16 protein-coding genes and 1 pseudogene are annotated in these 21,741 nt (G+C 63.0%); 11 read left to right on the top strand and 6 right to left on the bottom strand.

Translation table 11 applies throughout. The features are described 5' to 3' along the window. The 4 genes from AVO45_RS07385 to AVO45_RS07370 form a co-directional block, all read right to left on the bottom strand. Positions 1 to 1,545 (bottom strand): trimethylamine methyltransferase family protein, encoded by a 1,545-nt coding sequence (locus AVO45_RS07385; protein ID WP_068345499.1) that lies wholly within the window; start codon positions 1,543 to 1,545, stop codon positions 1 to 3. 2 nt (positions 1,546 to 1,547) lie between these two features. Then, positions 1,548 to 3,950 (bottom strand): GcvT family protein, encoded by a 2,403-nt coding sequence (locus AVO45_RS07380; protein WP_068345497.1) that lies wholly within the window; start codon positions 3,948 to 3,950, stop codon positions 1,548 to 1,550. 143 nt (positions 3,951 to 4,093) lie between these two features. Next, positions 4,094 to 4,723 (bottom strand): glutathione S-transferase family protein, encoded by a 630-nt coding sequence (locus AVO45_RS07375; RefSeq protein ID WP_068345495.1) that lies wholly within the window; start codon positions 4,721 to 4,723, stop codon positions 4,094 to 4,096. 118 nt (positions 4,724 to 4,841) lie between these two features. Next, a complete protein-coding gene (locus tag AVO45_RS07370) occupies positions 4,842 to 5,339 on the bottom strand; it encodes a class I SAM-dependent methyltransferase (RefSeq protein WP_082688743.1) in 498 nt (165 codons plus the stop codon). A gap of 230 nt (positions 5,340 to 5,569) precedes the next feature. Between AVO45_RS07370 and AVO45_RS07365 the strand changes: the two genes are divergently transcribed. From AVO45_RS07365 to AVO45_RS07345, 5 genes and pseudogenes are all read left to right on the top strand, one after another. Then, positions 5,570 to 7,342: an ABC transporter ATP-binding protein gene (locus tag AVO45_RS07365; RefSeq protein ID WP_068345493.1), complete on the top strand. Its 1,773-nt coding sequence runs from the start codon at positions 5,570 to 5,572 to the stop codon at positions 7,340 to 7,342. Beyond that, positions 7,335 to 9,251 carry an ABC transporter substrate-binding protein gene (locus AVO45_RS07360; RefSeq protein ID WP_068345490.1) on the top strand — a complete coding sequence of 639 codons (1,917 nt, stop codon included), beginning with the start codon at positions 7,335 to 7,337 and terminating at the stop codon, positions 9,249 to 9,251. The genes AVO45_RS07365 and AVO45_RS07360 overlap by 8 nt, the downstream gene beginning before the upstream one ends. Positions 9,252 to 9,264: 13 nt before the next feature. After that, positions 9,265 to 10,293 carry an ABC transporter permease gene (locus AVO45_RS07355; protein WP_068345488.1) on the top strand — a complete coding sequence of 343 codons (1,029 nt, stop codon included), beginning with the start codon at positions 9,265 to 9,267 and terminating at the stop codon, positions 10,291 to 10,293. After that, complete coding sequence (locus AVO45_RS07350; RefSeq protein ID WP_068345485.1) at positions 10,290 to 11,444, top strand: ABC transporter permease; 1,155 nt, start codon at positions 10,290 to 10,292, stop codon at positions 11,442 to 11,444. Before AVO45_RS07355 ends, AVO45_RS07350 begins: the two co-directional genes overlap by 4 nt. Next, positions 11,441 to 12,795: pseudogene (locus tag AVO45_RS07345) on the top strand (CoA transferase). Before AVO45_RS07350 ends, AVO45_RS07345 begins: the two are co-directional and overlap by 4 nt. A gap of 88 nt (positions 12,796 to 12,883) precedes the next feature. Here the strand turns inward: AVO45_RS07345 and AVO45_RS07340 are convergent. Further along, positions 12,884 to 15,265: a mechanosensitive ion channel domain-containing protein gene (locus tag AVO45_RS07340; RefSeq protein WP_068345482.1), complete on the bottom strand. Its 2,382-nt coding sequence runs from the start codon at positions 15,263 to 15,265 to the stop codon at positions 12,884 to 12,886. A gap of 58 nt (positions 15,266 to 15,323) precedes the next feature. Next, positions 15,324 to 15,584: a hypothetical protein gene (locus tag AVO45_RS19700; RefSeq protein WP_157770125.1), complete on the bottom strand. Its 261-nt coding sequence runs from the start codon at positions 15,582 to 15,584 to the stop codon at positions 15,324 to 15,326. 146 nt (positions 15,585 to 15,730) lie between these two features. Here AVO45_RS19700 and AVO45_RS07335 point away from each other — a divergent pair, with 146 nt between their 5' ends. The 6 genes from AVO45_RS07335 to AVO45_RS07310 are packed head-to-tail and all read left to right on the top strand — an operon-like array spanning position 15,731 to position 21,734. Beyond that, a complete protein-coding gene (locus AVO45_RS07335; protein WP_082688713.1) occupies positions 15,731 to 16,945 on the top strand; it encodes a glycosyltransferase family protein in 1,215 nt (404 codons plus the stop codon). Beyond that, positions 16,942 to 18,192: a glycosyltransferase family 4 protein gene (locus AVO45_RS07330; RefSeq protein ID WP_068345480.1), complete on the top strand. Its 1,251-nt coding sequence runs from the start codon at positions 16,942 to 16,944 to the stop codon at positions 18,190 to 18,192. Before AVO45_RS07335 ends, AVO45_RS07330 begins: the two co-directional genes overlap by 4 nt. Further along, positions 18,189 to 19,265: a glycosyltransferase family 4 protein gene (locus AVO45_RS07325; RefSeq protein WP_068345478.1), complete on the top strand. Its 1,077-nt coding sequence runs from the start codon at positions 18,189 to 18,191 to the stop codon at positions 19,263 to 19,265. Before AVO45_RS07330 ends, AVO45_RS07325 begins: the two co-directional genes overlap by 4 nt. Beyond that, positions 19,262 to 19,846: a histidine phosphatase family protein gene (locus tag AVO45_RS07320; RefSeq protein ID WP_068345476.1), complete on the top strand. Its 585-nt coding sequence runs from the start codon at positions 19,262 to 19,264 to the stop codon at positions 19,844 to 19,846. Before AVO45_RS07325 ends, AVO45_RS07320 begins: the two co-directional genes overlap by 4 nt. Then, positions 19,843 to 20,985, top strand: coding sequence for a glycosyltransferase family protein (locus tag AVO45_RS07315; protein ID WP_068345474.1), 1,143 nt, complete (start codon positions 19,843 to 19,845; stop codon positions 20,983 to 20,985). Before AVO45_RS07320 ends, AVO45_RS07315 begins: the two co-directional genes overlap by 4 nt. Then, positions 20,982 to 21,734 carry a polysaccharide deacetylase family protein gene (locus AVO45_RS07310; RefSeq protein ID WP_068345473.1) on the top strand — a complete coding sequence of 251 codons (753 nt, stop codon included), beginning with the start codon at positions 20,982 to 20,984 and terminating at the stop codon, positions 21,732 to 21,734. Before AVO45_RS07315 ends, AVO45_RS07310 begins: the two co-directional genes overlap by 4 nt. The last annotated feature ends 7 nt before the right edge of the window (positions 21,735 to 21,741 follow it).

The following is a 21,741-nucleotide window of genomic DNA, read 5'->3' as shown; positions in this document are numbered from 1 at the left end:
TCAACTCTCCGGCGGCGCGCCGCCCTCGGCGGTTCGGCGGGCAATGAAGTCGCGCATGGCATCCAGCCCAGGCTGGTCCTGCGCGGGTGGCTCGAAATTGGCCAGGATGTCGCGCCAGACCGCAGTGGCCCGGTGGTTCGCATCGACCGATCCGCGTTCGGCCCAGGTGCCGAAATTGGCATAGTCATGCAGGTGCGGTTCATAGAATTCGGTGGTGTAGCGCTCCATCGTCTGGCTGGTGGCAAAGAAATGGCCGCCGGGCTCGACCTCGCGCAAGGCGGTGTCAAAGCCAATCTCGGCCCGCCCGGCCTGCGCCCCCGCGCATAGCTCGGCCACCATGTTCAACACCTCGGCATCGCAGACCAGCTTTTCAAAGGACACGGTCAGCCCGCCTTCGAGCCACCCGGCCGAATGGATGATCACCGTGGCCCCTGCCATCAGGCAGCCCCATAGCCCGAACTGGTTTTCATTGGCGGCCTGCACGTCATTGGCGTTCGAGGCCGACCCAGCCGCCGACCGCCACGGCAGGCCCAGATGGCGGGCCAGTTGCCCGGCTGCCAGCGAGGCCTGGAAATGCGAGGGCGTGCCAAAGGCCGGGGCGCCGGATTTCATGTCCACGTTGCTGGTAAACGTGCCATAGCAGACCGGCGCGCCGGGTTTTGCCAGTTGGGTCAGGGTCAGCGCCGCCAGTGCTTCTGCATGCGAAAGTGTGATCGCGCCCGCAACCGTGATCGGTGCCATCGCCCCCATCAGCGTGAACGGCGTGATGATCGACATCTGCCCGTGGCGGGCAAAGTCGATCAGCCCCTGCGCCATCGGAATGTCCAGCGTGCGCGGGCTGTTGGTGTTGATGATGGTGTAGCAATGCGGCCGGGCGCGGAAATCATCGTCGGACAGGCCCCGCGCGACCGCCAGCATCTCGAAGCAGTCCATCACCTGAGGCGTGCCGCGCGAGAAGAAGAACGGGAACTTGTCGGTCAGTTCCATCTGCGCCTGCGTGGTGAAATAGTGGCGCAGGTGTGTGGGCACGTCCTGCGGCTCGACCTGCGGCGAGATCATCTGGAACACGTCGAAATGATGGGTGAGTTTCAGGAACTCGAGGTAATCCTGTCCACTGGCCGGGCGGCGACCGCGCTCCAGATCGGTGGCATTGGGCGCGCCCGCACCGGGCTGGAACACAAGGCTGCCCAGCTCCAGCGTGAAGTCGCGATGCCGCGCCCCGGCCCGGCAGGCGATGGATTTCGGGGCCGAGGCCACCGCGGCCTCGACCAGATCGCGGCCGATGAACACCATCTCGCTGGCCTCATCCACCCGCGCCCCGGCGGCGGCAAAGAGGCGTCGCGCCTCGGGCAGCAGGACCTTGACGCCCAGCTCCTCCAATGTGCGCAGCGCGGTTTCGTGTATGTCGGCGATCTGGTCGGCCGGAAAGACCTCCATCACCGGAAACGGGTTGCGCAACTGGCGATAATTCACATTCCGTTGGGTCGCGGGTGCGGCCTCCGCGCCCCGGCCGCGCCGTCGGCGATCCCTGCCCCGCGCCGCCACGATCAGCCCCGCATCGCCTTGCCCTCGGGGTCATAGGGCGACGGCGCGATCACCCGCGCAGGCCGCTCGACCCCAACCACGTGCACCGATAGTTCGGTGCCTGGCTGCGCCTTGTCGCGGTCCACCAGCGCCATGGCCAGCGACTTGCCGGTGTAATGGCCATACCCGCCCGAGGTCACGAAGCCCACGCGCTGACCGCCGGCCCAGACGGGTTCATACCCGCTGGCATCCGCATCCAGCGCGTCGACCTCGAGCGTCACCTGAACCTGCGCCGGGCCGTTGCCCTCACGCTCGGCCAGAGCCGCGTCCTTGCCGACGAAGTCCTTGGTCCAGTCGATCCAGCGGTCCATGCCGGTCATGCCGGGCGTGTAGGCCTGGGTGAACTCGGCCGACCAGATGCCAAAGCTTTTCTCAAGCCGCGTGGACAGCATCGCGTTGAAGCCGCATTCGCGGATGCCTTCGCTGGCCCCGGCCTCGAGCAGCGCGCGGCGCAGGGCGATGTGGTCGCCGTAGCGGCAGTTGATCTCATACCCTTTCTCGCCGGTGACCGACATGCGCGCCACGCGGGCGCGCACGAGGCCGATGTCGAAATCGCCGCAGCCCATGAATTTGAGCGAGGAAATGTCCTGCTCGGCCAGTTTCTCGACAACCGCCTGCGATTTCGGGCCGACCACGGCAAAGCCGCAGACCTCCTCGCCCAGGTCGCGCACCTGTACGCCGTCGATCATGTGATCGTCGAACCAGCGCATGTGCCAGGCCCGCAGGTAATAGCTGCCCATGATCCACCAGGTGCCATCGCCCCAGTTCAGTACGGTCAGGTCGCCCTTGAGCCGCCCGTTCTCGCCCAGCATCGGCGCAAGTTTCGCGCGGCCCGGTCCCGGCAGTTTCGAGGCCATCACCTTGTCAAGCCACAGTTCCGCATTGGGCCCTGAGACCTCGAACCGCGAGAACCCGGTGATGTCCATCAGCCCCACGCCTTCACGGATGGTGCGGCATTCCTCGGCCACGATGTCGAAGGCGTTCGAGCGTTTGAGCGTCGGCGTTTCCTCGAACCCCTTGGGCGCGAAATAGAGCGGCACCTCGAGATCCCAGCTGACGCCCCATTTGCAGCCCGCCTCGGTCATGGCGTCATGGGCCGGCGACATTTTCAGCGGTCGTCCAGCGGGCAGTTGCTCGTTCGGATAGGTCATTACGAAGCGGCGAGAATAGAACTGGCCGGTGGTCTCGCGGATGTAGCGCTTGTTCTGCGCATAATCGCCATAGCGCGCCACGTCCATCGGCCAGGCGTCGGCCTCGGGCTCGCCATGGATCATCCATTCGGCCAGCGTCTTGCCGACGCCGCCCCCCTGCAGGAACCCGGCCATGACTGCGCAGGCAGTCCAATAGCCACGCTTGCCCGGCACCGGACCGACCAGAGGGTTGCCGTCGGGTGAGAAGGTGAAAGCGCCGTTCACCCATGTCTTGATGCCAACGTTCTGGATCGCCGGATAGCGTTCGAAGCCCAGCGTCAGCTCGTTCTCGATGCGGTCCAGCTGTTCCTGAAACAGCTCCTCGCCATAGTTCCACGGCGCGCCGTCCATGGCCCAGTGTTCATGATCAACCTCGTAGATGCCGACCAGAACACCCTTCTGGTCCTGCCGCATGTAGGTGAAGCCCTCGAGATCCACGGTCATCGGCATCTCGAAATCGGCCGCTGCGACCTCGGGCACCGTGTCGGTGATCAGATAGTGGTGTTTCAGCGGAGAGACCGGCAGTTCGACCCCTGCCATGCGTCCCACCTGCTTGGCCCACAGGCCGGCGGCGTTGACCACATGTTCGCAGGTGATCGTGCCCCTGTCCGTCACCACCTGCCAGCCATCGGCGGTCTGGATCAGTTCCTCGACCTTGGTTTCCTCGTAGTATTCCGCCCCGCGCTTTTTGGCGGCACTGGCATAGGCCTGCACGGTGCCCGTGGTGTCGATATACCCCTCGCGGTCGGCCCACATCGCGCCCAAAATGCCGTCGGTGGACATGATCGGGCAGCGTTTCTGCGCCTCTTCCGGGGACAGCAATTCGCAATCCTCGATGCCGATGGACTGGAAGATGCGGTAATTCGCCTGCAACCACTCCCACCGTTCGGGGGTTCCGGCCAGCGTCAGGCCGCCGGTCATGTGCAGGCCGATATTCTGGCCCGATTCCTTTTCGATCTCGCTCAGCAGGTCGATCGTATAGGCCTGCAGCGCCGCCATGTTCGGATCGGCGTTCAGCGCGTGGATGCCCCCCGCCGCATGCCACGACGACCCCGAGGCCAGCCGCCGGCGCTCCAGCATGACCACATCCGACCAGCCGAACTTGGCCAGATGATACAGAACCGAGGCACCAACGACGCCGCCCCCGATGACCACAACACGATATTGGGATTTCATCCGATCCTCCCCTGGATGATTCCAAAAGGACGCTAGTAGCACTGTTCACTTCTGTCTAGACAGAAATGTCCATTACTCTTCACCAAAAAGCGGCAGCCCTGTCCGAACCGCTAAAAACCAACCTGACAATGTCCGAAAATGCGCTATAGCTGTGCGCTGGGGCGCTCCTTGATGGCGTTGTACCACGCCAACGTGGCCGTGTTCTCTTCGGGGATGCGCAGCTTGATCACGCGGGCGAAATCGACAAAGACGAAGGTCGAGATATCCGCAAGCGTGAAGTGATCGCAGGCGACGAAGGGGCTTTCCTCAAGGCGTTCCTCGAGAAACCCAAAGAACCGTTTCGCCCGATCCATGCCCCGTTCCGCCAAGGCAGGAAGCTGTTCATAATTCACAGGCCCCGGAATGGCCCGGTCCTTGAAGGCCGGATGCGTGTTGCGCAAGGCCTCGGCAATCGGAGCACCACCCTGCTGCTCGACGATGGCGTTCCACATCAGGACGAGCCCCTTTTCGTCTGGGGTGCGCCCCATCAGCGGTGGCTCGGGAAACCGGGCCTCGAGATAGGCCGCGATGCCGAGGTTCTCGGTCAGAACCGTGCCCTCGTCCGTCACAAGCACGGGGATGGTCGCGCGCGGATTGACCTTTTTGAACTCATCGCTCAACTGCTCGCCCTTCGCGATCGAGATGTCGCGGGTTTCGATCTCCAACCCTTTTTCCGCGATGAACATGCGTGCGCGGCGGGGGTTGGGGGCGGTCGAGCAATCGTAGAACAGCATGTGCAGTTGCCTCTCTGGTTTACTTGACCAGACGTTAGGCACCGAGGCCCTGCCAAGGCCAGCCCTCAATCCTGTGACCTTGCGGAAGTTTCCGTTGCCCGGTCAGGCCCCAAGCCCCTCAGCGCCGGTAGACGAAACAACGGCCTTTGACGGCACCCTCAGGCAGCGGCAGTTCTGTCATATCCTCGAAATACATCCGGTCGCTCGACACCATCAGGCCGCCCGGCGCCAGCAACGGTTCGACCAGCGGAGAGATCATACGGGCAAACGCATCGTTCTTTTCCAGATTGTGCCCGCCCAGATCGGCATGGATCAGGCTGGCGGTCGGGCCAAATCGCTCCAGCGCCGCCGGAAGGGTCTCGCGCACGTCGCCCAACACCAGCATGTCGTCCGGCGGCGTGGAATCGGGGTGTGAGGCAACCTTGCGCTCGAACACATAAATCGGCCGGCCGGAAACTCTCTGGCGCAGATGGTGGTAGGTGCGCCCGTTGCCCAAGCCCAACTCGAAAACCGGGCCGGTCATCGCGGCAGTTTCGGCGATCGCGAAATCAAGACAGGCGCGTTGCGAAACCATCCGGTCGATGAACACATCCAGGCGGCTTTGGTCATGGGGCACGTCGGCAATCTCCTGCTGAGAAATATCGGCCGGATCACGTCCGGCTGTGCACTCATGCCAAATCCTCAAGAACTTGTGTAGCCGTTCAAACCGAGTTTTCGTGATTTCCGTGACGTTTGGGCCGAATAACGGGTTTGACTAATCAGGTCGCCGCGGGTGAAACTACTCTCAAAAAACAGGGAGTTCCGAAAGTCGATGTCGATCCACGTCCATCCGGGTGGTGAACTCGAATGACGCCGTTGTTATCCGTCAGCGATCTGAGCATCGGCTTTGGCGAAGCGGACCCTGTTGTCGAGGGCGTCAGTTTTGATGTGATGCCAGGGCAAACCCTGGCCCTGGTTGGCGAATCCGGATCGGGGAAAACGATCACCTGCCGGGCTGTTCTGCGCATTCTTCCTCGAACGGCGCAAATTCGCAGCGGCAGGATCACGTTCGGCTCCGAGCAATCCCCCCTCGTCCTGTCCGAGCTTTCCGAGCGCCGGATGCGAGATGTCCGCGGCGACCGGATCTCGATGATCTTTCAGGAACCGATGCGGTCGCTGTCGCCTCTGCACAAGATCGGCAACCAGGTCAGCGAGGTTCTCTGGCTGCATGGACGCATCTCGGAACGCCAGGCGAAACGCACGGTTCTGGAGCAGTTCGAACGGGTCGGATTTCCGGACCCCGAGCGCGCTTACAACTCGTATCCGTTCGAACTTTCCGGGGGGATGCGTCAGCGGGCGATGATCGCCATGGCGATGGTGTCGAAACCGGATCTTCTGATTGCCGACGAGCCGACGACGGCGCTGGATGTCACCACGCAGGCGCAGGTTCTGGGGCTGATCAAGGACCTGCAGCAGGAAACCGGCATGGCGCTGATACTGGTGACGCACGATCTGGGGGTCGTCGCCAACATGGCCGAGCAGGTCGTGGTCATGCACAAGGGGCGGGTCATGGAAGCGGGCCCGGCTCACCTGATACTGGAAAACCCTGCCCATCCTTACACGCAGCAGCTTTTCAATGCGGCCCCGGCCATTCCCGATCTGGAAACCGTGGGGCTGCCGATGCCCGAAGAGGACCTGATCCTCGAAATGAAATCTGTCTCGAAAACATACGTCATGCGGTCCGGCCGGGGCTGGAAGGCCGACACGCTGATCCATGCCTGCCGAGGCGTCGATTTCACACTGGCACGCGGCAAGACGCTGGCGATCGTCGGCGAAAGCGGTTCGGGCAAAACGACCGCGGCGCGGATCGCGCTGGGGGCAGAGCCGCCCGACCCGGGTGGCGAGGTGCTGTTCCGGGCCGCGCCCGGTGCCGAGCCGATCACGGTCCACAAGATGACCCGGGAGGAGCGCACCGCCTTTCAGAGGCAGGCGCAAATGGTGTTTCAGGATCCCTACAGTTCTCTGAGTCCGAGAATGCGGATTCAGGATGCCCTGACCGAACCGCTGGAAATCCACGGCATCGGAACCTCGGCCGAGAGGCGGGATCTTGCCGCCGAGATTCTGCAACGTGTCGGGTTGAACGCCGACATGCTGAAACGCTACCCCCATGCCTTTTCGGGCGGTCAGCGCCAAAGGCTTTCGATCGCCCGTGCGATGATGCTGGACCCTTCCCTGATCGTCTGCGACGAGCCCACCTCGGCGCTGGACGTGTCGGTGCAGGACCAGATCCTGACCCTGCTGGAAGACCTGCAGGAAAGCCACACCCTGTCCTACCTCTTCATCTCGCACGATCTGGCCGTCGTCGCCCGGATCGCCGACGAAGTCGCGGTCATGCGGCAGGGGCTGGTGGTGGAACAGGGGCCGCCGGACACACTGTTTTATAACCCTCAACATCCCTACACCAAGGCGCTGATCGCTGCGCAGCCCGAGCCCGACATCAATCGCCCGATCAACCTCAAGCTGGTTGCCTTGGGCGCGGGATCGCCTGAGAGTTGGTCCGAAGCCTTCCGTTTCACGGACTCCATGATACCTTCGCTGGTGGAACTGGAGCCCGGCCATAAGGTGCGATGCCATGTTTGAAACCACCAGAAAATCCTTTCTCGCCGCCGTTTCAGTTGCGTTTGTGGCCACCATGTCGGCCGCGGCAGAAGGCCTCCCGCCACTGCAGGAAAACAGTTTTTGGCAACATGAGGTGGAGATCGGCAACCTGCCTCCCATCGCCGAACGGATACCCGAGAACCCGCTGGTGGTTGATCTTGCGGCAAAGGGGCGCGAATTCGGCAAGGAAGGCGGCACGCTGCGGACGATGGTCACCCGCTCCAAGGACATCCGCCAGATGGTCGTCTATGGCTACGCGCGACTGGTCGGCTACAACGAGAAATACGAACTGGTCCCCGATCTGCTGGCCGACTACGAAAACGAGGACAACAGGAAATTCACGCTGCACCTGCGCAAGGGCCACAAATGGTCCGATGGCTCACCCTTCACCTCCGCGGATTTCGAATACTGGTGGAAGGACGTGGCGAACAATGATTTGCTGAGCCCGTCCGGCCCGCCCGATTTCCTGAGGGTCAACGGCAAGTTGCCAACCGTCACCTTCCCGGATGAGACCACCGTCATCTACGAATGGGACGAGCCCAACCCGAATTTTCTGCAAACTCTGGCGCAGGCACGCCCGCCGTTCATCTACCGGCCCGCGACCTTCCTGAAGCAATACCACGCCGACTATGCCGACCCCGAAGAATTGGCGGCCCTTGTCGAGGACGCCCGCGTGAAAAGCTGGGCCGCGCTGCACAACAAGCTCGACAACATGTACAAATACGACAACCACGAATTGCCCACCCTGCAGCCTTGGTTGAACGCCAGTTCCGGCAAGAAGATCCGGCACAACTTTGTGCGCAACCCTTACTACCACCGGATAGACGCCAAGGGGGTCCAGCTTCCGTATATAGACATCGTCGAGATGGAGATCGTGGCCCCAGGTCTGGTAGCCGCCAAGGCCAATGCCGGCGAAACCGACCTGCAGGGGCGTGGCCTTGATTTCCGGGATGTGTCGATCCTGAAAAAAGGCGAAGCAAAAGGGAACTACAAAACCCTGCTTTGGGATACCGGAGTTGCCTCGCAGATCGCGATCTATCCGAACCTGAACTATTCCGACGATGTCTGGCGCTCGGTCCTGCGTGATGTCCGCGTTCGCCGCGCTCTTTCGCTGGGGATCGACAGGGACACGATCAACCAGGCGCTCTATTTCAAGCTGGGCAGGCCTGGAGCCATGACCGTTCTGCCGTCCTCACCCTTTTTCGACGAGAAGAACCTCAGAGCCTGGGCGGATCATGACCCGGAACTGGCGAACAAGCTGCTGGACGAGGCCGGGCTGAACAAGCGCAATGGCGATGGCATCCGATTGTTGCCGGATGGCCGCATCATGGAGTTGGTGATCGAAACGGCGGGCGAGCGGCAAGAGGTAGAGAACGCCCTTCAGATCGTGACCGACAACTGGCGTGACATCGGAGTCAAGCTGATCATGCGCCCGCTGGACCGCGATATCCTGCGCAACCGGGTTTTCGCCGGAAACACGATGGCGTCGGTCTGGTTCGGCTGGGACAACGGAATACCGCAGGTTTACACCTCGCCGGCTTATCTGGCACCGACCGATCAGGTCTTCCTTGCTTGGCCAAAGTGGGGTCAGTATTACCAGACGGGCGGAAGTGCCGGAGAGCCGCCCGATCTGCCCGAGGCGCAGCGCTTGCTGGAATTGGCCCATGAATGGGAGATGGCCACGACCGATGAGCAACGGGCTGCCGCGTGGAAGGAGATGCTGGCGATCCATGCCGATCAGGTTTATGGCATCGGCATTCTGGCCGGGGCACCGCAACCCATCGTCGTGTCGAACAGCCTGCGAAACGTTCCTGGAAAGGCAATGTGGGCATGGGAACCCGGTGCGCATTTCGGCGTGCACCGCATGGACGAGTTCTTTTTTGCCGAATAACGGGGACGGCTGAATGCTTTTGCTGCGCTACGCAGTCTATCGCTTCTTCACCATGCTGCTCACGTTGCTGGTGGTGTCTGCACTCGTCTTCGTGATCATCAACCTGCCGCCGGGAGATTACCTGAGCAACCAGATCGCCGAGCTTCAGGCATCGGGGCAATCGGCCGGCGTGGCCAAGGCCGAGTTCCTGCGCAAGGAGTACGCGCTCGATCGCCCGCTGTGGGAACAATACATGATCTGGATGGGGTTCATGCCCGGCCCCCACGGGTTCTCGGGGCTGATCCAGGGGAATTACGGTTGGTCTTTCGAGTTCGATCGGCCGGTTTCAGAAATCGTCGGAGACACCCTCTGGCTGACGGTCGTCGTCAATCTGGCCGCGGTTCTGTTCATCTATGCGGTGGCCCTGCCGCTGGGCGTTCTCGCGGCCGCAAGGTCGCGGACCTGGATTGACTACACGTCTGCTTTCGTCGGCTATCTCGGCCTCGCCACACCGAATTTCCTGCTGGCGCTGATCCTGTTCTACTACGGGCACCGCTATTTCGACATTCCCATCGGCGGCCTGATGGACCCCAGTTTCGAAGGCCAGCCGATGAGTTGGGAGAAGGCAAAGTCCATCCTGGTTCATCTGATCGTGCCGACCTTCGTGATCGGCACTTCGGGTGCTTCCGCGATGATGCAGCGTTTGCGCGCCAACATGCTGGACGAACTGGGCAAACCCTATGTGGAAACCGCAATAGCAAAGGGCATGGCGCCCTCGCGGATGCTGACGAAATACCCGCTGAGGGTGGCGTTCAACCCGTTCGTGGCTGATATCGGCAACCTGCTGCCCTCGATGGTTTCGGGCTCGGTGCTGGTCTCGGTGGTTCTGGGCCTGCAAACCATCGGCCCCACCCTTCTGACCGCCCTCAAGACACAGGACATGTTCCTGTCAGGCTTCGTGCTGATGTTCGTCGCCCTGCTTACACTGGTGGGCACGATGATTTCCGACGTGCTGCTGGTCATGCTCGATCCGCGCATCCGATACGAGGGGCGAGAGTCATGACGAAACTTCCCGACGGTCGCTATGTCGACGACGCCCCTTACGATCCGCAGGCCTCGATCCAGCAGCTCGAGCGCCGCGACCTGGACGCCCCGAACTGGGTGCTGGTCTGGCGCAAGTTCAAGACCCACAAGCTGGGCCTGATCTCGGGCATTTTCCTGCTGATCGCCTATGCTTTGATACCCGTTGCCGGATTCATCGCCCCCTATGGCCCCAACGAGCGTTTTCCGGATCACCTTTATTCGCCTCCGCAGTCGATCAAGCTGTTCCACGAGGGCGAGTTCATCGGCCCCTTCGTCTATCCGATGACTTCCGAGGCGAATCTGGAAACCTTTCAATGGGAGTTCAAACCGGACACGTCGCGCCCGCTGAAGCTGAAGTTCTTCTGCGAGGGCAGCACCTATTATCTGGCCGGATTCATCGAATCCAACCGGCACCTGTTCTGCGCGCATGACGATGCGACGATCTTCATCATGGGATCCGACCGGCTGGGCCGGGACGTGTTCAGCCGCGTCTCGTACGGGGCGCAGTTGTCGTTGACCGTCGGCTTGATCGGCATAACGGTATCCTTCGTGCTCGGCATCTTTTTCGGAAGCCTCGCCGGCTATTTCGGCGGCAGGATCGACTGGGTGATCAACCGGGTGATCGAGATCCTGCGGTCACTGCCCGAGCTGCCGCTGTGGCTGGCTCTTTCGGCGGCGGTGCCCTCGAATTGGTCTCCGGTCGCGGTGTTCTTCATCATCTCCGTGATCCTCGGGATACTCGACTGGCCCGGATTGGCCCGCTCGGTGCGCGCCAAGTTCCTGTCGCTGCGCGAAGAGGAATACGTACGCGCCGCCGAGATGATGGGCGCGACTTCGGGCCGCGTGATCCGCAAGCACCTGTTGCCCAATTTCATGTCGCACCTGATCGCCTCGGCCACCCTGTCGATCCCGGCGATGATCCTTGGCGAAACCGCGCTCAGCTTCCTTGGCCTCGGCCTGCGTGCCCCTGCGGTCAGTTGGGGCGTCATGCTGAACGACGCCCAGAACCTCGCCTCGATCGAGATCTATCCGTGGACCGCGATCCCGATGCTTCCAATCATCATCGTGGTGCTGGCTTTCAACTTTCTCGGAGACGGGTTGCGGGACAGCCTCGATCCCTATCAGCAATGAGCCCTCTCTCTGGCCTGCCCGAAACCGGCACCTATGGCGTGACAGGAACTGGATACCGCCCCAGCGCCTTTGCCGTGTCCGAACTGGCCACCGCCTCTTTCGCGGCGGTCGGGCTGCAACTGGCCGATCTGATGCAGGCGCTTGGCCTGACAGAAAAGCAGCCAGTGGTCACGGTGGATCATCGCCTCGCCTCGCTCTGGTTCGGATACTCCTTCCGGCCGGAGGGGGGGAGATGCCAAACCTCTGGGACCCGATCGCCGGAGATTATGAAACGGCGGACGGCTGGATCAGGCTGCACACGAACCTGCCCCGGCACCGAGAGGCCGCGCTGCGCGTTCTTGGAACCGAGGCGGACCGGGCGGCGGTGTCTCAGGCCGTAGCCCGATGGCAGGCCGACGATCTGGAAACCGCCGTCGTCGCCGAGGGCGGTGTGGCCGCAGCCATGCGCAGCCGGCAGGAATGGCTGTCTCATCCCCAGGGGCAGGCCGTGGCGGCAGACCCATTCATTGGCTGGCACGGGCCACGCTGCATTTCGTTGCGGCACCGCCCTCAGGCAACGTCAAGCCGCCCACTGGCCGGGTTGCGGGTTCTGGATCTGACCCGCGTGCTGGCCGGGCCGGTCTCGACCCGCACGCTTGCGGGCTTTGGTGCCGACGTGCTGCGCATCGATCCGCCGGGGTGGGACGAACCGGGCGTTATCCCCGATATCTCTCTTGGCAAGCGCTGTGCCTATCTCGATTTGCGCTCCGCGGACGGGCTGGAGCGGCTGAAGACCCTGATGGCGGACGCGGACGTTCTGGTTCATGGCTACAGACCCGGGGCGCTGGACGGGCTGGGGCTGGATCGGGCGGCCCGCGACGCGATCGCGCCGAACCGGATCGAGGTCACGCTCGATGCCTATGGCTGGCAGGGACCCTGGGCGGGGCGGCGCGGCTTCGACAGCCTGGTTCAGATGAGCGCGGGCATTGCCGACGCGGGGCGAGAGTGGGCGGGCGCGGACAAGCCCACGCCGCTGCCCGTGCAGGCGCTGGATCACGCCACCGGCTACCTGATGGCGGCGGCGGTCCTGTCGGCGATCACTCAGGCGGCGAATGGCCAGCAGGTCGCAGACGCGCATCTGTCGCTGGCCCGCACCGCCGAGCTGCTGGCAGGGATGGAGAAGTCGGCGCGGGGCGAAGAAATCACGGGCGCCACAAGCCGTGACTATGCCCCCGAACCCGAGATGTCAGGCTGGGGTCCCGGCCGCCGCCTGATGCCGGCCCTGCGTGTTGGAGATACCGAGATGTCCTGGCCTCTGCCGGCCAACAGGCTGGGCACCAGCCCGGCGAAGTGGGCGAACCAGGATCCTTGACACCGCCGCGCGGAACGCGCGGCCCGGCCCAACGCCTCGCCCGGTGTCTCGCCAGAGACACGGGGACGAGGGGGCGGGAGCGCACCGGTCAGCGATCGTCGCCGCCGGGGCCGATATCGTCCAGATAATCCTCGTCCATCGCGGCCTGCACGGCCCCGGTCACCGCTTCACGCTGTTTCGGCGTCAGCTCTTCTGGGTTCTGCCCCTCAGCGAGGCGCACGGTAACCTCACGGTGCGCGAACTTGATACCTTCGCGGGCGAACAGCTCGCGGATCTCCTGGTAGACCCGTTTGCGCACCAGCCATTGATCGCCAGGCTTGGTCATGAACTTGACCCGGATGATCATCGCCGAATCCTGCATCTCGATCACGCCCTGTGATTTCAGCGGCTGGATGAAATTGTCGCCGATCACCGGGTCGTTCAGCAACTCCTGCCCCAGTTTCTTGATCAGCTTGCGCACCTTTTCTACGTCGGTGTCGTAGGTGACCCGCAGCGGCAGTTTCATGATCACCCAGTCGCGCGAATAGTTTGTCAGAACCTTGATCTCGCCGAATGGAATGGTGTTCAGCGCGCCGAGGTGATGGCGCAGCTGCATCGAGCGGACCGAGATCTTTTCGACCGTGCCCTTCACGTCTCCGATGTCGATATATTCGCCTTTGCGGAAGGCATCGTCGATCAGGAAGAACGCGCCCGAGAAAATGTCCCGCACCAGCGTCTGGGCGCCAAAGCCCACGGCTAGGCCCACCACGCCGGCCCCGGCGAAGAGTGGGCTGACATTGATGCCCAACTCCATCAGCGCGATCAGGCTGATCGAAACGACGACCACCGCAAGGATCGCGCCGCGGAACAACGGCAACAGCGTGGCCAATCGGCTTTGACTGCTTTCGCCACCCTCATCGCCCAGCTCTGCCTCGCCAGCGCCATCCTCGGTTTCCTCGGCAATCTTGCTGTCGATCCAGATGCGGAAGAAATGAAACAGGACATAGCCGATGAACAGGATCACCATCACGTCCAGCGCACGTTCCACCGGCAGGTCATCGGTCCAGCTTGCCTCGGGGAACCAGACGACGGCCAGCGCGTAGATGCCGACGACAAAGGCCAGGATGCCGGCCACCCGTTTTGCCAGATCCTCGTAGGTGGCGATCTTGTAGCGCTCGACCTCGGGCGCACCCTGCCCGGTCGCGCCCTCCTCGATGTCTTCCTTGGCAGCCTCGGCGTTGATCTCCTCCATCTGGCGCGTGCGGTCGAAATAGCGTTCAAGCACGTAATTCATCGCGCCATAGGCCACCACCACCGACATGAAGACCGCGTAGGTGCTGGCGATCAGCGGGATCGAAACCGGGTTTTCCAGCACGAGATCCAACGCCAGGTCGAACCATCCGAAAATCACATAGACGATCAACACCGGTGCCCATGCGAAAGAAATGAACCTCAGGATCCAGGACACCTGTTCCGGTTGCCGCCCTCCGCGAATGGCATTGGAAATCGCGCGTGCGTTGAAAAGAACAAGGAGAATGGTTCCGAAGGCGCCCACCAAAGTCAGGCTGCCGTAAACCATCGCGTAGACGTTATAGTTCAGGCCGAAATCGGCCACCCAGGTCGAGAACAAGACAACCACGATATCGTAGGTCGCAAGCGCCGAGGCCCAGAAATACAGGCGCTTGGCATCGCGATCCGAGAATGGCGGGATACGGTATTGACTGAGGAACGGCGACAGGACCATGCGCCACAGATCCGATATGGTCCTCGCCAGGAAAAACGCAGTGAAAATGGCTGTGATGGTGAAGCGCACCGAGATATCCTCGGCCCGGCCGAAAATCAGGTAGCCGACGATCAGCGCCATCAGCATGGCGAACACTGTTCCGCCTATCCCCATCAGAAAGCGGAACACCAGAAATGGCATTTTCTCGCGGTAGCCGACCGGATTCTCCTTGATCCGGGCCACCACGAAACGTCTGGCAAATCGCTTGCCGTAGAGTTCGACCGACAGCCACCGACCGATCAGCAGCAACAAAATGTTCCAGAAAAGCACTTCGACATAGGTCTGGATTCGGCCATCGGGGCTTGTTTTTCGCAGGATGAATTGAACCTCGAACCACGAATAGGGCAATGCCTCGAGCCGCGCCCGGAGCGTCTCCCGAAACTCTGACATCTGCTCCTGAGATTTCATCAGCAGCGAACCGCTTTCCATCGGACGGCCCTGCCGGCCCTCGGCCTGTTCGCCAGCGGCCTGTGTCATGCCAGAGGTCACCCGGCCCGAGCCGTCTATTACGATCACGCTTGCACCAGCTTCGGTTGCGGCCCTGATCGCTGCGGCAATCGCGCTTTCCGAAGGAGCTGCGACTTGTTCGTCCTGTTCGGCCGAAGAACTGTTCGAAACTGGCGCTATCTGCGCGTGAACCGTCGTCGCCACAGACCAGGACACGGCCCAAACCGCCAAAGCGAAAAGAAGCAGAAATGTTTTTTTCATAGGGCCTTGCATCCTGATCGTAGCGCTTGGGCAAACCTACAGGAGTGGCCGAAGCGGATCAAATACGTACCACCTGCAATGGCGCGAACGTGTCGCAGCGTGTTTCGGCGGGTAAACTATCGAGATGGGTGTTTCCAACCCCACCCGATTTCAATATGACGACACGAACGCCCAAGGAAATCGGGACGACAGGCAACGGCGCGGCGCCTTCGGAGCCGCTGGAAGATAGCGGGATCAGGAAATCCAGATGAACGGCCCCGAGGCGAAAATATCCCGGGAAAAGATCCGCGCCGGGCGGCAGGCTTGCAGCGGTGGGCACAAACCGCTAGGGCCTGTTGCCAATTCGCTATGTTCCCGATCATCGAACCCGTTTTCCGAAGGCTTTGGCATTCAACCGGAAATAAAATACGATATCAGGGGGAAACGCGCGGATCCTGTATCGGAAGCGAATTCACGGGCGGAGGCATGAGCCTGACAACCAACCTGAACCAATCTGGCCGCGCACCGCGCATCCTGTTCTACAGCCACGATACGTTCGGGCTTGGGCATCTGCGCCGTTCCCGGGCACTTGCATCAGCCATCACCGAGGCCGACCCGTCCGCGTCGGCGCTGATCCTGACCGGCTCACCTGTTGCCGGCCGCTTTACATTCCCCCGTCGCGTGGACCATGTGCGCCTGCCCGGCGTCACAAAACGCGCGGACGGCTCTTACGTTGCCCAGACCATCGGCATGGGAATCGACGAAGTGACCGAGCTGCGTTCGAGCCTGATCCGCACGGCCGTCGAACAGTATCAGCCCGACGTTCTGGTAGTCGACAAGGAGCCGACCGGGTTTCGCGGCGAGCTGCTGCCGACTCTCGAATACCTGTTGGAAAAGAGCAACACCAAGCTGGTACTGGGCCTGCGCGACGTTCTGGATGAACCAGAGGTTCTGGCCGCGGAATGGGAGCGCAAGGGGGCGGTCGAGGCCGCCGAGCGTTTCTATCACGAGATCTGGGTATACGGGCTGCGCTCGATCTACGATCCCACCTCGGGTCTTCCTCTGAGTCCGCACGCACATGCCCGGATGCACTGGACCGGGTATCTGCGTCGCGACCTCGGGCCGATCGGGACACCGCCCGGGCAACCCTACATCCTCATCACGCCGGGCGGCGGCGGTGACGGTCGGGCGATGGTGGACCTTGTTCTTTCCGCCTATGAAAACGATCCCGACCTGCAGCCGCGCGCGGTTCTGGTCTATGGCCCGTTTCTGTCGGGCGAGGTCCGGGAGGAATTCGAGGCCCGCGTCGCGGCGCTCGATGACCGGGTCGCGGCGGTCGGATTTGAATCCCAGATCGAGACGCTTTTTGCCGGGGCCGCGGGCGTCGTCTGCATGGGCGGCTACAATACGTTCTGCGAGGTCCTGTCGTTCGACAAGCGCGCCGTGATCGTGCCGCGCACCACGCCACGTCTGGAACAGTGGATCCGGGCTTCGCGGGCCGAGGAACTGGGCCTTGTGCGCATGCTGGACGAAAACCGCGATGGCCTGACGGCGGACGCGATGATCCGGGCCATCCGTGCCCTGCCGCACCAGCCGCTGCCTTCGCAGGCCACCAGCACAGGTCTGCTGGACGGGCTCGACTATGTGACACGGCGGATCGACGCCCTTTTGGGAGATACGAGGGAGCGGGCCATCGGATGACCGGCACGGCACCGAAACTGGCGGTGCTGGTCAAGGGCTGGCCGCGCCTGTCCGAAACCTTCATCGCCCAGGAACTTGTCGCCCTCGAAGAGGCGGGGCACAGGTTCGATATCTGGTCGCTGAGACATCCGACCGACACCAAGCGCCATCCCCTGCATGACAAGCTGAAGGCCAGGGTCCATTATCTGCCGGAATACCTTTACGAGGAACCCGGCCGAGTCTGGCGCGCACGGGAGATGGCGCAGCGCCTGCCGGGATATGCCGAGGCCTATGAAATCTGGCGCGCCGACCTCGTACGCGACCGCAGCCCAAATCGCATCCGCCGCTTCGGGCAGGCCTGCGTGCTCGCCGCCGAACTGCCGCCCGAAACCGAGGGGCTCTATGCGCATTTCATGCATACCCCGTCATCGGTGGCGCGCTACGCAGCAATCATGCGCGATCTGCCATGGAGCTTTTCGGCACATGCCAAGGACATCTGGACCTCGCCGGAATGGGAAAAACGCGAAAAGCTGCAGGCCGCCACTTACGGGGCGGTTTTCGGCGCCACCTGCACGGGCGTCGGGGCCGAGCATCTGCGCTCTCTGGCCGACGACCCGGCGCGGGTCGATCTGATCTATCACGGGCTGGACCTGTCGCGGTTCCCTCCGCCTCCTGACCGCGCGCCCCGCACCCTGGGCTCCCCGTTTCACATGCTGTCGGTCGGCCGGCTGGTCGAGAAGAAAGGCTTTGATCGCCTGATCCAAGCCTTCACTCATCTGCCAGCCGATCTGGACTGGCATTGGACCCATATCGGCGGCGGCGGGTCTCGGGACCACCTGCAGGCACAGGCCGAAGCAGCGGGGATCGGCGACCGGATAACCTGGCGCGGCGCCTGTGATCAGCCCGAAGTGATCGAGGCGATGCGGCAGGCCGATCTGTTCGTTCTGCCCAGCCGCATCGCCTCGGACGGAGACCGCGACGGGCTGCCGAATGTTCTTATGGAGGCCGCATCGCAACTGTTGCCGATCCTGTCGACGCCCGTTTCGGCCATCCCCGAATTCATCGAGCCCGGCCAACATGGCACCCTTTGCGACGATGACCCCGAGGCGCTTGCCAAAGACATCACGTTGCTTGCCCGCAACCCGGAAGCCGCGGCCAACATGGCGCAGGCGGCGCGGGAACGGCTGGTGTCGGAGTTTGGCATGGCCCCCGGTATCGCCAAACTGTCAGAGCGCCTGAATGCTCTGTGCGCCGATGGCTCGCCATGACCCGCGTCGCCTTCTACGCCCCGATGAAGTCGCCCAACAGCCCGGTTCCCTCGGGCGACCGGGAAATGGCGCGCAACCTGATGGCAGCAATCGGTGCCGGCGGTGCCCGCGTCGAGCTCGTTTCGGAACTGCGCATCTATGACAAGGCGGGGGACGCCGAAACGCAAGCCGCTTTGCGAAACGCCGCCAGCGCCGAAGCGCAGCGCCTGGTCGAAGAATTGCCGCCCGATTTCGACCTCTGGGTCACCTATCACAATTACTACAAGGCCCCGGACCTGATCGGGCCGGAAGTCTGTCGCGCCCGTGGGTTGCCCTATGTCCAGCTTGAAAGCACCCGCGCCACCAGCCGCCTGACCGGGCCTTGGGCGGGTTTCGCGCAGTCCGCGCATGACGCCTGCGACGCCGCGCGGGTCATTTTCTATCACACGGCAAATGACCTCATCACGCTCGAGCGGGAACGGTTCGGTGATCAGGCGCTGGTGCACCTCTCGCCCTTCCTGCCGACGTCGGAGTTACCCCCGGCCTCGGATTGCGAGGGGCCGATGCTGACAGCGGGAATGATGCGCGAGGGCGACAAGCTGCGCTCATACCAGATCATCGCCGAAACCCTTCCGCACCTGACCGGAGATTGGCGGCTGGAAATCGCAGGAGATGGCCCCGCGCGACAGAAGGTCGAGGCGCTGATGGCACGGTTCGGCGGGCGCGTTCGGTTTCTGGGCCAACTCGACCGGGAGGCGTTGCAGGCCGCCTACGCAGGCGCCTCGTTTTTTCTTTGGCCGGGCGTCAACGAAGCATTCGGCATGGTTTATCTGGAAGCACAGGCCGCAGGTTTGCCGGTCGTGGCCCAAGACCGCCCGGGCGTGCGCGACGTGCTGTTGCCAGGGCACTACCCGGCGGCCGAGGAAGGCCCAGCCGCTCTGGCGCGCGCGATAGAACTACTGCGTAATGATGCCGATCTGCGCCGCGCGCGCGGCGCCAAGGCCCGCGCGTATATTGCCGGGCGACACCTGATCGCTTCGGCCACCCGAACCTTCTGGGATGCGGTGGGCCCGTTGCTGGAGGTCCGGACATGACGCGCCTCGCCCTTCTGCGCCACGGACATACCGCCTGGAACCGCGCCGGACGGATACAGGGGCGCAGCGACATTCCGCTGGATGAAGACGCCCGAAAGGATCTGGCCGGCTACTGCCTGCCCGACCCTTGGGACCAGGCCGAGTTGTGGTCGAGCCCGTTGGCCCGGGCTGTGGAAACGGCACGGTTGGTTTCCGGGCGAGAGCCAAAACTGGCCCCGGAACTGATCGAAATGAACTGGGGCGACTGGGAAGGCAAGCGCGGACTGGACCTGATCGCCCAGCCCGAAAGCGGGTATCGGCATATCGAGGAGTGGAGCTGGAACTTTCGCCCCCCCGGCGGCGAAAGCCCGGCAGAGCTCTGGCAACGCCTGTGTCCCTGGATCGAAGGCCTCTGTGGGGATTCACTCGCCGTCTGTCACATCGGCATCATGCGCGTGATCCTCGCAAAGGCGCATGGCTGGGATTTCGAGGGCCCCGCGCCGTTCCGCATCAAGCGCAACCGTCTATACGTCATCGACCTCGAGCAGATGCGGGCCGACCCCGAACCGATCCGCCTGCCACGTGGGGAGAGCGCGGTATGAAGGTGATGATCGTCGTCACGCATCTGCTGGGCACAGGCCACCTGAGCCGTGCGCTGACCTTGGGCCACGCGTTCCGGCAGGCCGGAGATGATGTTCTGGTGGTGTCCGGAGGAATGCCCGCGCCTCAACTGAACGCATCCGGGCTGGAGCTTGTCAACCTGCCACCGTTGAGGTCGGAGGGCACCAATTTCACCCGCCTGCTCACCGAAAGCGGGGAGGTTGCGAACGCCTCCTTTCTGAAGGCACGAGAGGCAGCCCTTGTGGAGGCACTGCAACGGTTCACCCCGGATGCCCTGATCACCGAGCTTTTTCCTTTTGGCCGCAGAGTTTTGGCCGGGGAATTCGAAACGCTGTTGCGGGCCGCCCGAGGCTTGCAGCGCAAACCGGTGATTTTGTCCTCGATCCGGGACATCCTCGCACCGCCGTCGAAACCATCGAAAGTCGCGCGAACCGAAGCGGTGATTGAAAGTTATTACGACGGGGTGCTGGTGCATTCCGACCCGCAGGGCACCAGGCTGGAAACAAGCTGGCCGGTCTCGGAAGCTCTGGCAGAGCGGCTCCGCTACACCGGCTATGTAGCCCCCGCCCGGCCCGATCCGCATCCCGACAAACTGGGACAGGGGGAAATCCTGGTCAGCGCCGGTGGCGGTTCGGTGGGCGAGCCGATCTTCCGCGCGGCCATCGAGGCCGCACGCAAGATCACCAACAGGCGCTGGCGCCTGCTGGTGGGGGGCCGGGACGCGGCGGATCGGATTTCGAACCTGACCGAACTGGCTGGCGATACACCGGTTCTGATCGAACCCACGCGACCCGATTTCCGGCAGATGCTGCCGCTGGCCGCCGCCTCGGTCAGCATGTGCGGCTACAACACCGCGCTGGACATCCTGCAAAGCGGCACACCAGCAGTTTTCATTCCCTTCGACGACGGCAAGGAAGTGGAACAGGGGCTGCGGGCAAAAAGCCTGGCGCATCTGCCCGCCATCGAAGTTCTTCCAAGCCCGGATCTGACCGGCACGACTTTGGCCGACGCGGTTGACCGGGTGATCGCGGCCGGCCCCCGACCGGATATGGACCTGTCTTTTGACGGTGCCACGCGATCGGTCGCCATCACCCGAACTCTGGTGGAGGCCCGGCGATGACACCAGACTGGACACCACTGGACCACGAGTTGGACCTCTGGGAGAAAGAGAGTCTGACCTTGCCTCTCTGGTGGCGCGACGATGATGCGATCGCTCCGACGCCGCAACTCGACAGGCTGTCCGAGATGTCGCAACGCCTTGGCTTGCCCGTACATCTAGCCGTCATCCCGAAGCTTGCCGAAGAGGCGCTGGCTGAGCATGTGCGTGTCCGCCCCCATCTCTTACCCGTGGTGCATGGCTGGGCGCACGAAAACCATGCGCCCGAAGGCGAAAAGAAATCAGAGTTTCGCCTGCACCGACCGCTGGAGGAAATGTTGGCAGAGGCCGCGGCTGGTCAGGCCCGGCTGGCCGATTTGTTCGGCGCGTCACTCAGATCGGTGTTCGTGCCGCCGTGGAACCGGATCGCACCAGAAATGGCCAACGGCCTGCCCGAACTGGGGTTCCAAGTCCTGTCCACGGCAACGCCGCGCAAGGCCAGGCTCGCAGCACCCGGGCTGGAGCAGGTGAACACCCATATCGACCCGATCGACTGGCGCGGCACGCGGGGTCTGCTGCCCACCGGCCTGTTGATCGCGCGCCTCGTGTCCCTGTTGCAGGACAGGCGCGAAGGGCGGGCCGACAATACCGAACCGCTCGGGCTGTTGACCCATCACCTCGTCCATGATGAACAGATCTGGAACTTTACCGAAATGCTGGTCAGCCGCCTCATGGCTGGCCCGGTGCGGATCTGGACCGCTCCGCAAGTTTGAACGACAA

It is taken from the genome of Ruegeria marisrubri (assembly GCF_001507595.1).
Taxonomy (GTDB): Bacteria; Pseudomonadota; Alphaproteobacteria; order Rhodobacterales; family Rhodobacteraceae; genus Ruegeria; species Ruegeria marisrubri.
The sequence above is the reverse complement of the archived record's forward strand: the minus strand, read 5'-3'. Positions and strand labels throughout refer to the sequence as shown.

What these genes read in the sequence shown, in the direction of transcription:
- AVO45_RS07325 (WP_068345478.1), top strand. Translation starts at nt 18,189, where the DNA reads ATGACCCGCGTCGCCTTCTACGCCCCGATGAAGTCGCCCAACAGCCCG.
- AVO45_RS07380 (WP_068345497.1), bottom strand. Translation starts at nt 3,950, where the DNA reads ATGAAATCCCAATATCGTGTTGTGGTCATCGGGGGCGGCGTCGTTGGT.
- AVO45_RS07335 (WP_082688713.1), top strand. Translation starts at nt 15,731, where the DNA reads ATGAGCCTGACAACCAACCTGAACCAATCTGGCCGCGCACCGCGCATC.
- AVO45_RS07365 (WP_068345493.1), top strand. Translation starts at nt 5,570, where the DNA reads ATGACGCCGTTGTTATCCGTCAGCGATCTGAGCATCGGCTTTGGCGAA.
- AVO45_RS07355 (WP_068345488.1), top strand. Translation starts at nt 9,265, where the DNA reads ATGCTTTTGCTGCGCTACGCAGTCTATCGCTTCTTCACCATGCTGCTC.
- AVO45_RS07330 (WP_068345480.1), top strand. Translation starts at nt 16,942, where the DNA reads ATGACCGGCACGGCACCGAAACTGGCGGTGCTGGTCAAGGGCTGGCCG.
- AVO45_RS07360 (WP_068345490.1), top strand. Translation starts at nt 7,335, where the DNA reads ATGTTTGAAACCACCAGAAAATCCTTTCTCGCCGCCGTTTCAGTTGCG.
- AVO45_RS07315 (WP_068345474.1), top strand. Translation starts at nt 19,843, where the DNA reads ATGAAGGTGATGATCGTCGTCACGCATCTGCTGGGCACAGGCCACCTG.
- AVO45_RS07350 (WP_068345485.1), top strand. Translation starts at nt 10,290, where the DNA reads ATGACGAAACTTCCCGACGGTCGCTATGTCGACGACGCCCCTTACGAT.
- AVO45_RS07340 (WP_068345482.1), bottom strand. Translation starts at nt 15,265, where the DNA reads ATGAAAAAAACATTTCTGCTTCTTTTCGCTTTGGCGGTTTGGGCCGTG.
- AVO45_RS07310 (WP_068345473.1), top strand. Translation starts at nt 20,982, where the DNA reads ATGACACCAGACTGGACACCACTGGACCACGAGTTGGACCTCTGGGAG.
- AVO45_RS07375 (WP_068345495.1), bottom strand. Translation starts at nt 4,723, where the DNA reads ATGCTGTTCTACGATTGCTCGACCGCCCCCAACCCCCGCCGCGCACGC.
- AVO45_RS07320 (WP_068345476.1), top strand. Translation starts at nt 19,262, where the DNA reads ATGACGCGCCTCGCCCTTCTGCGCCACGGACATACCGCCTGGAACCGC.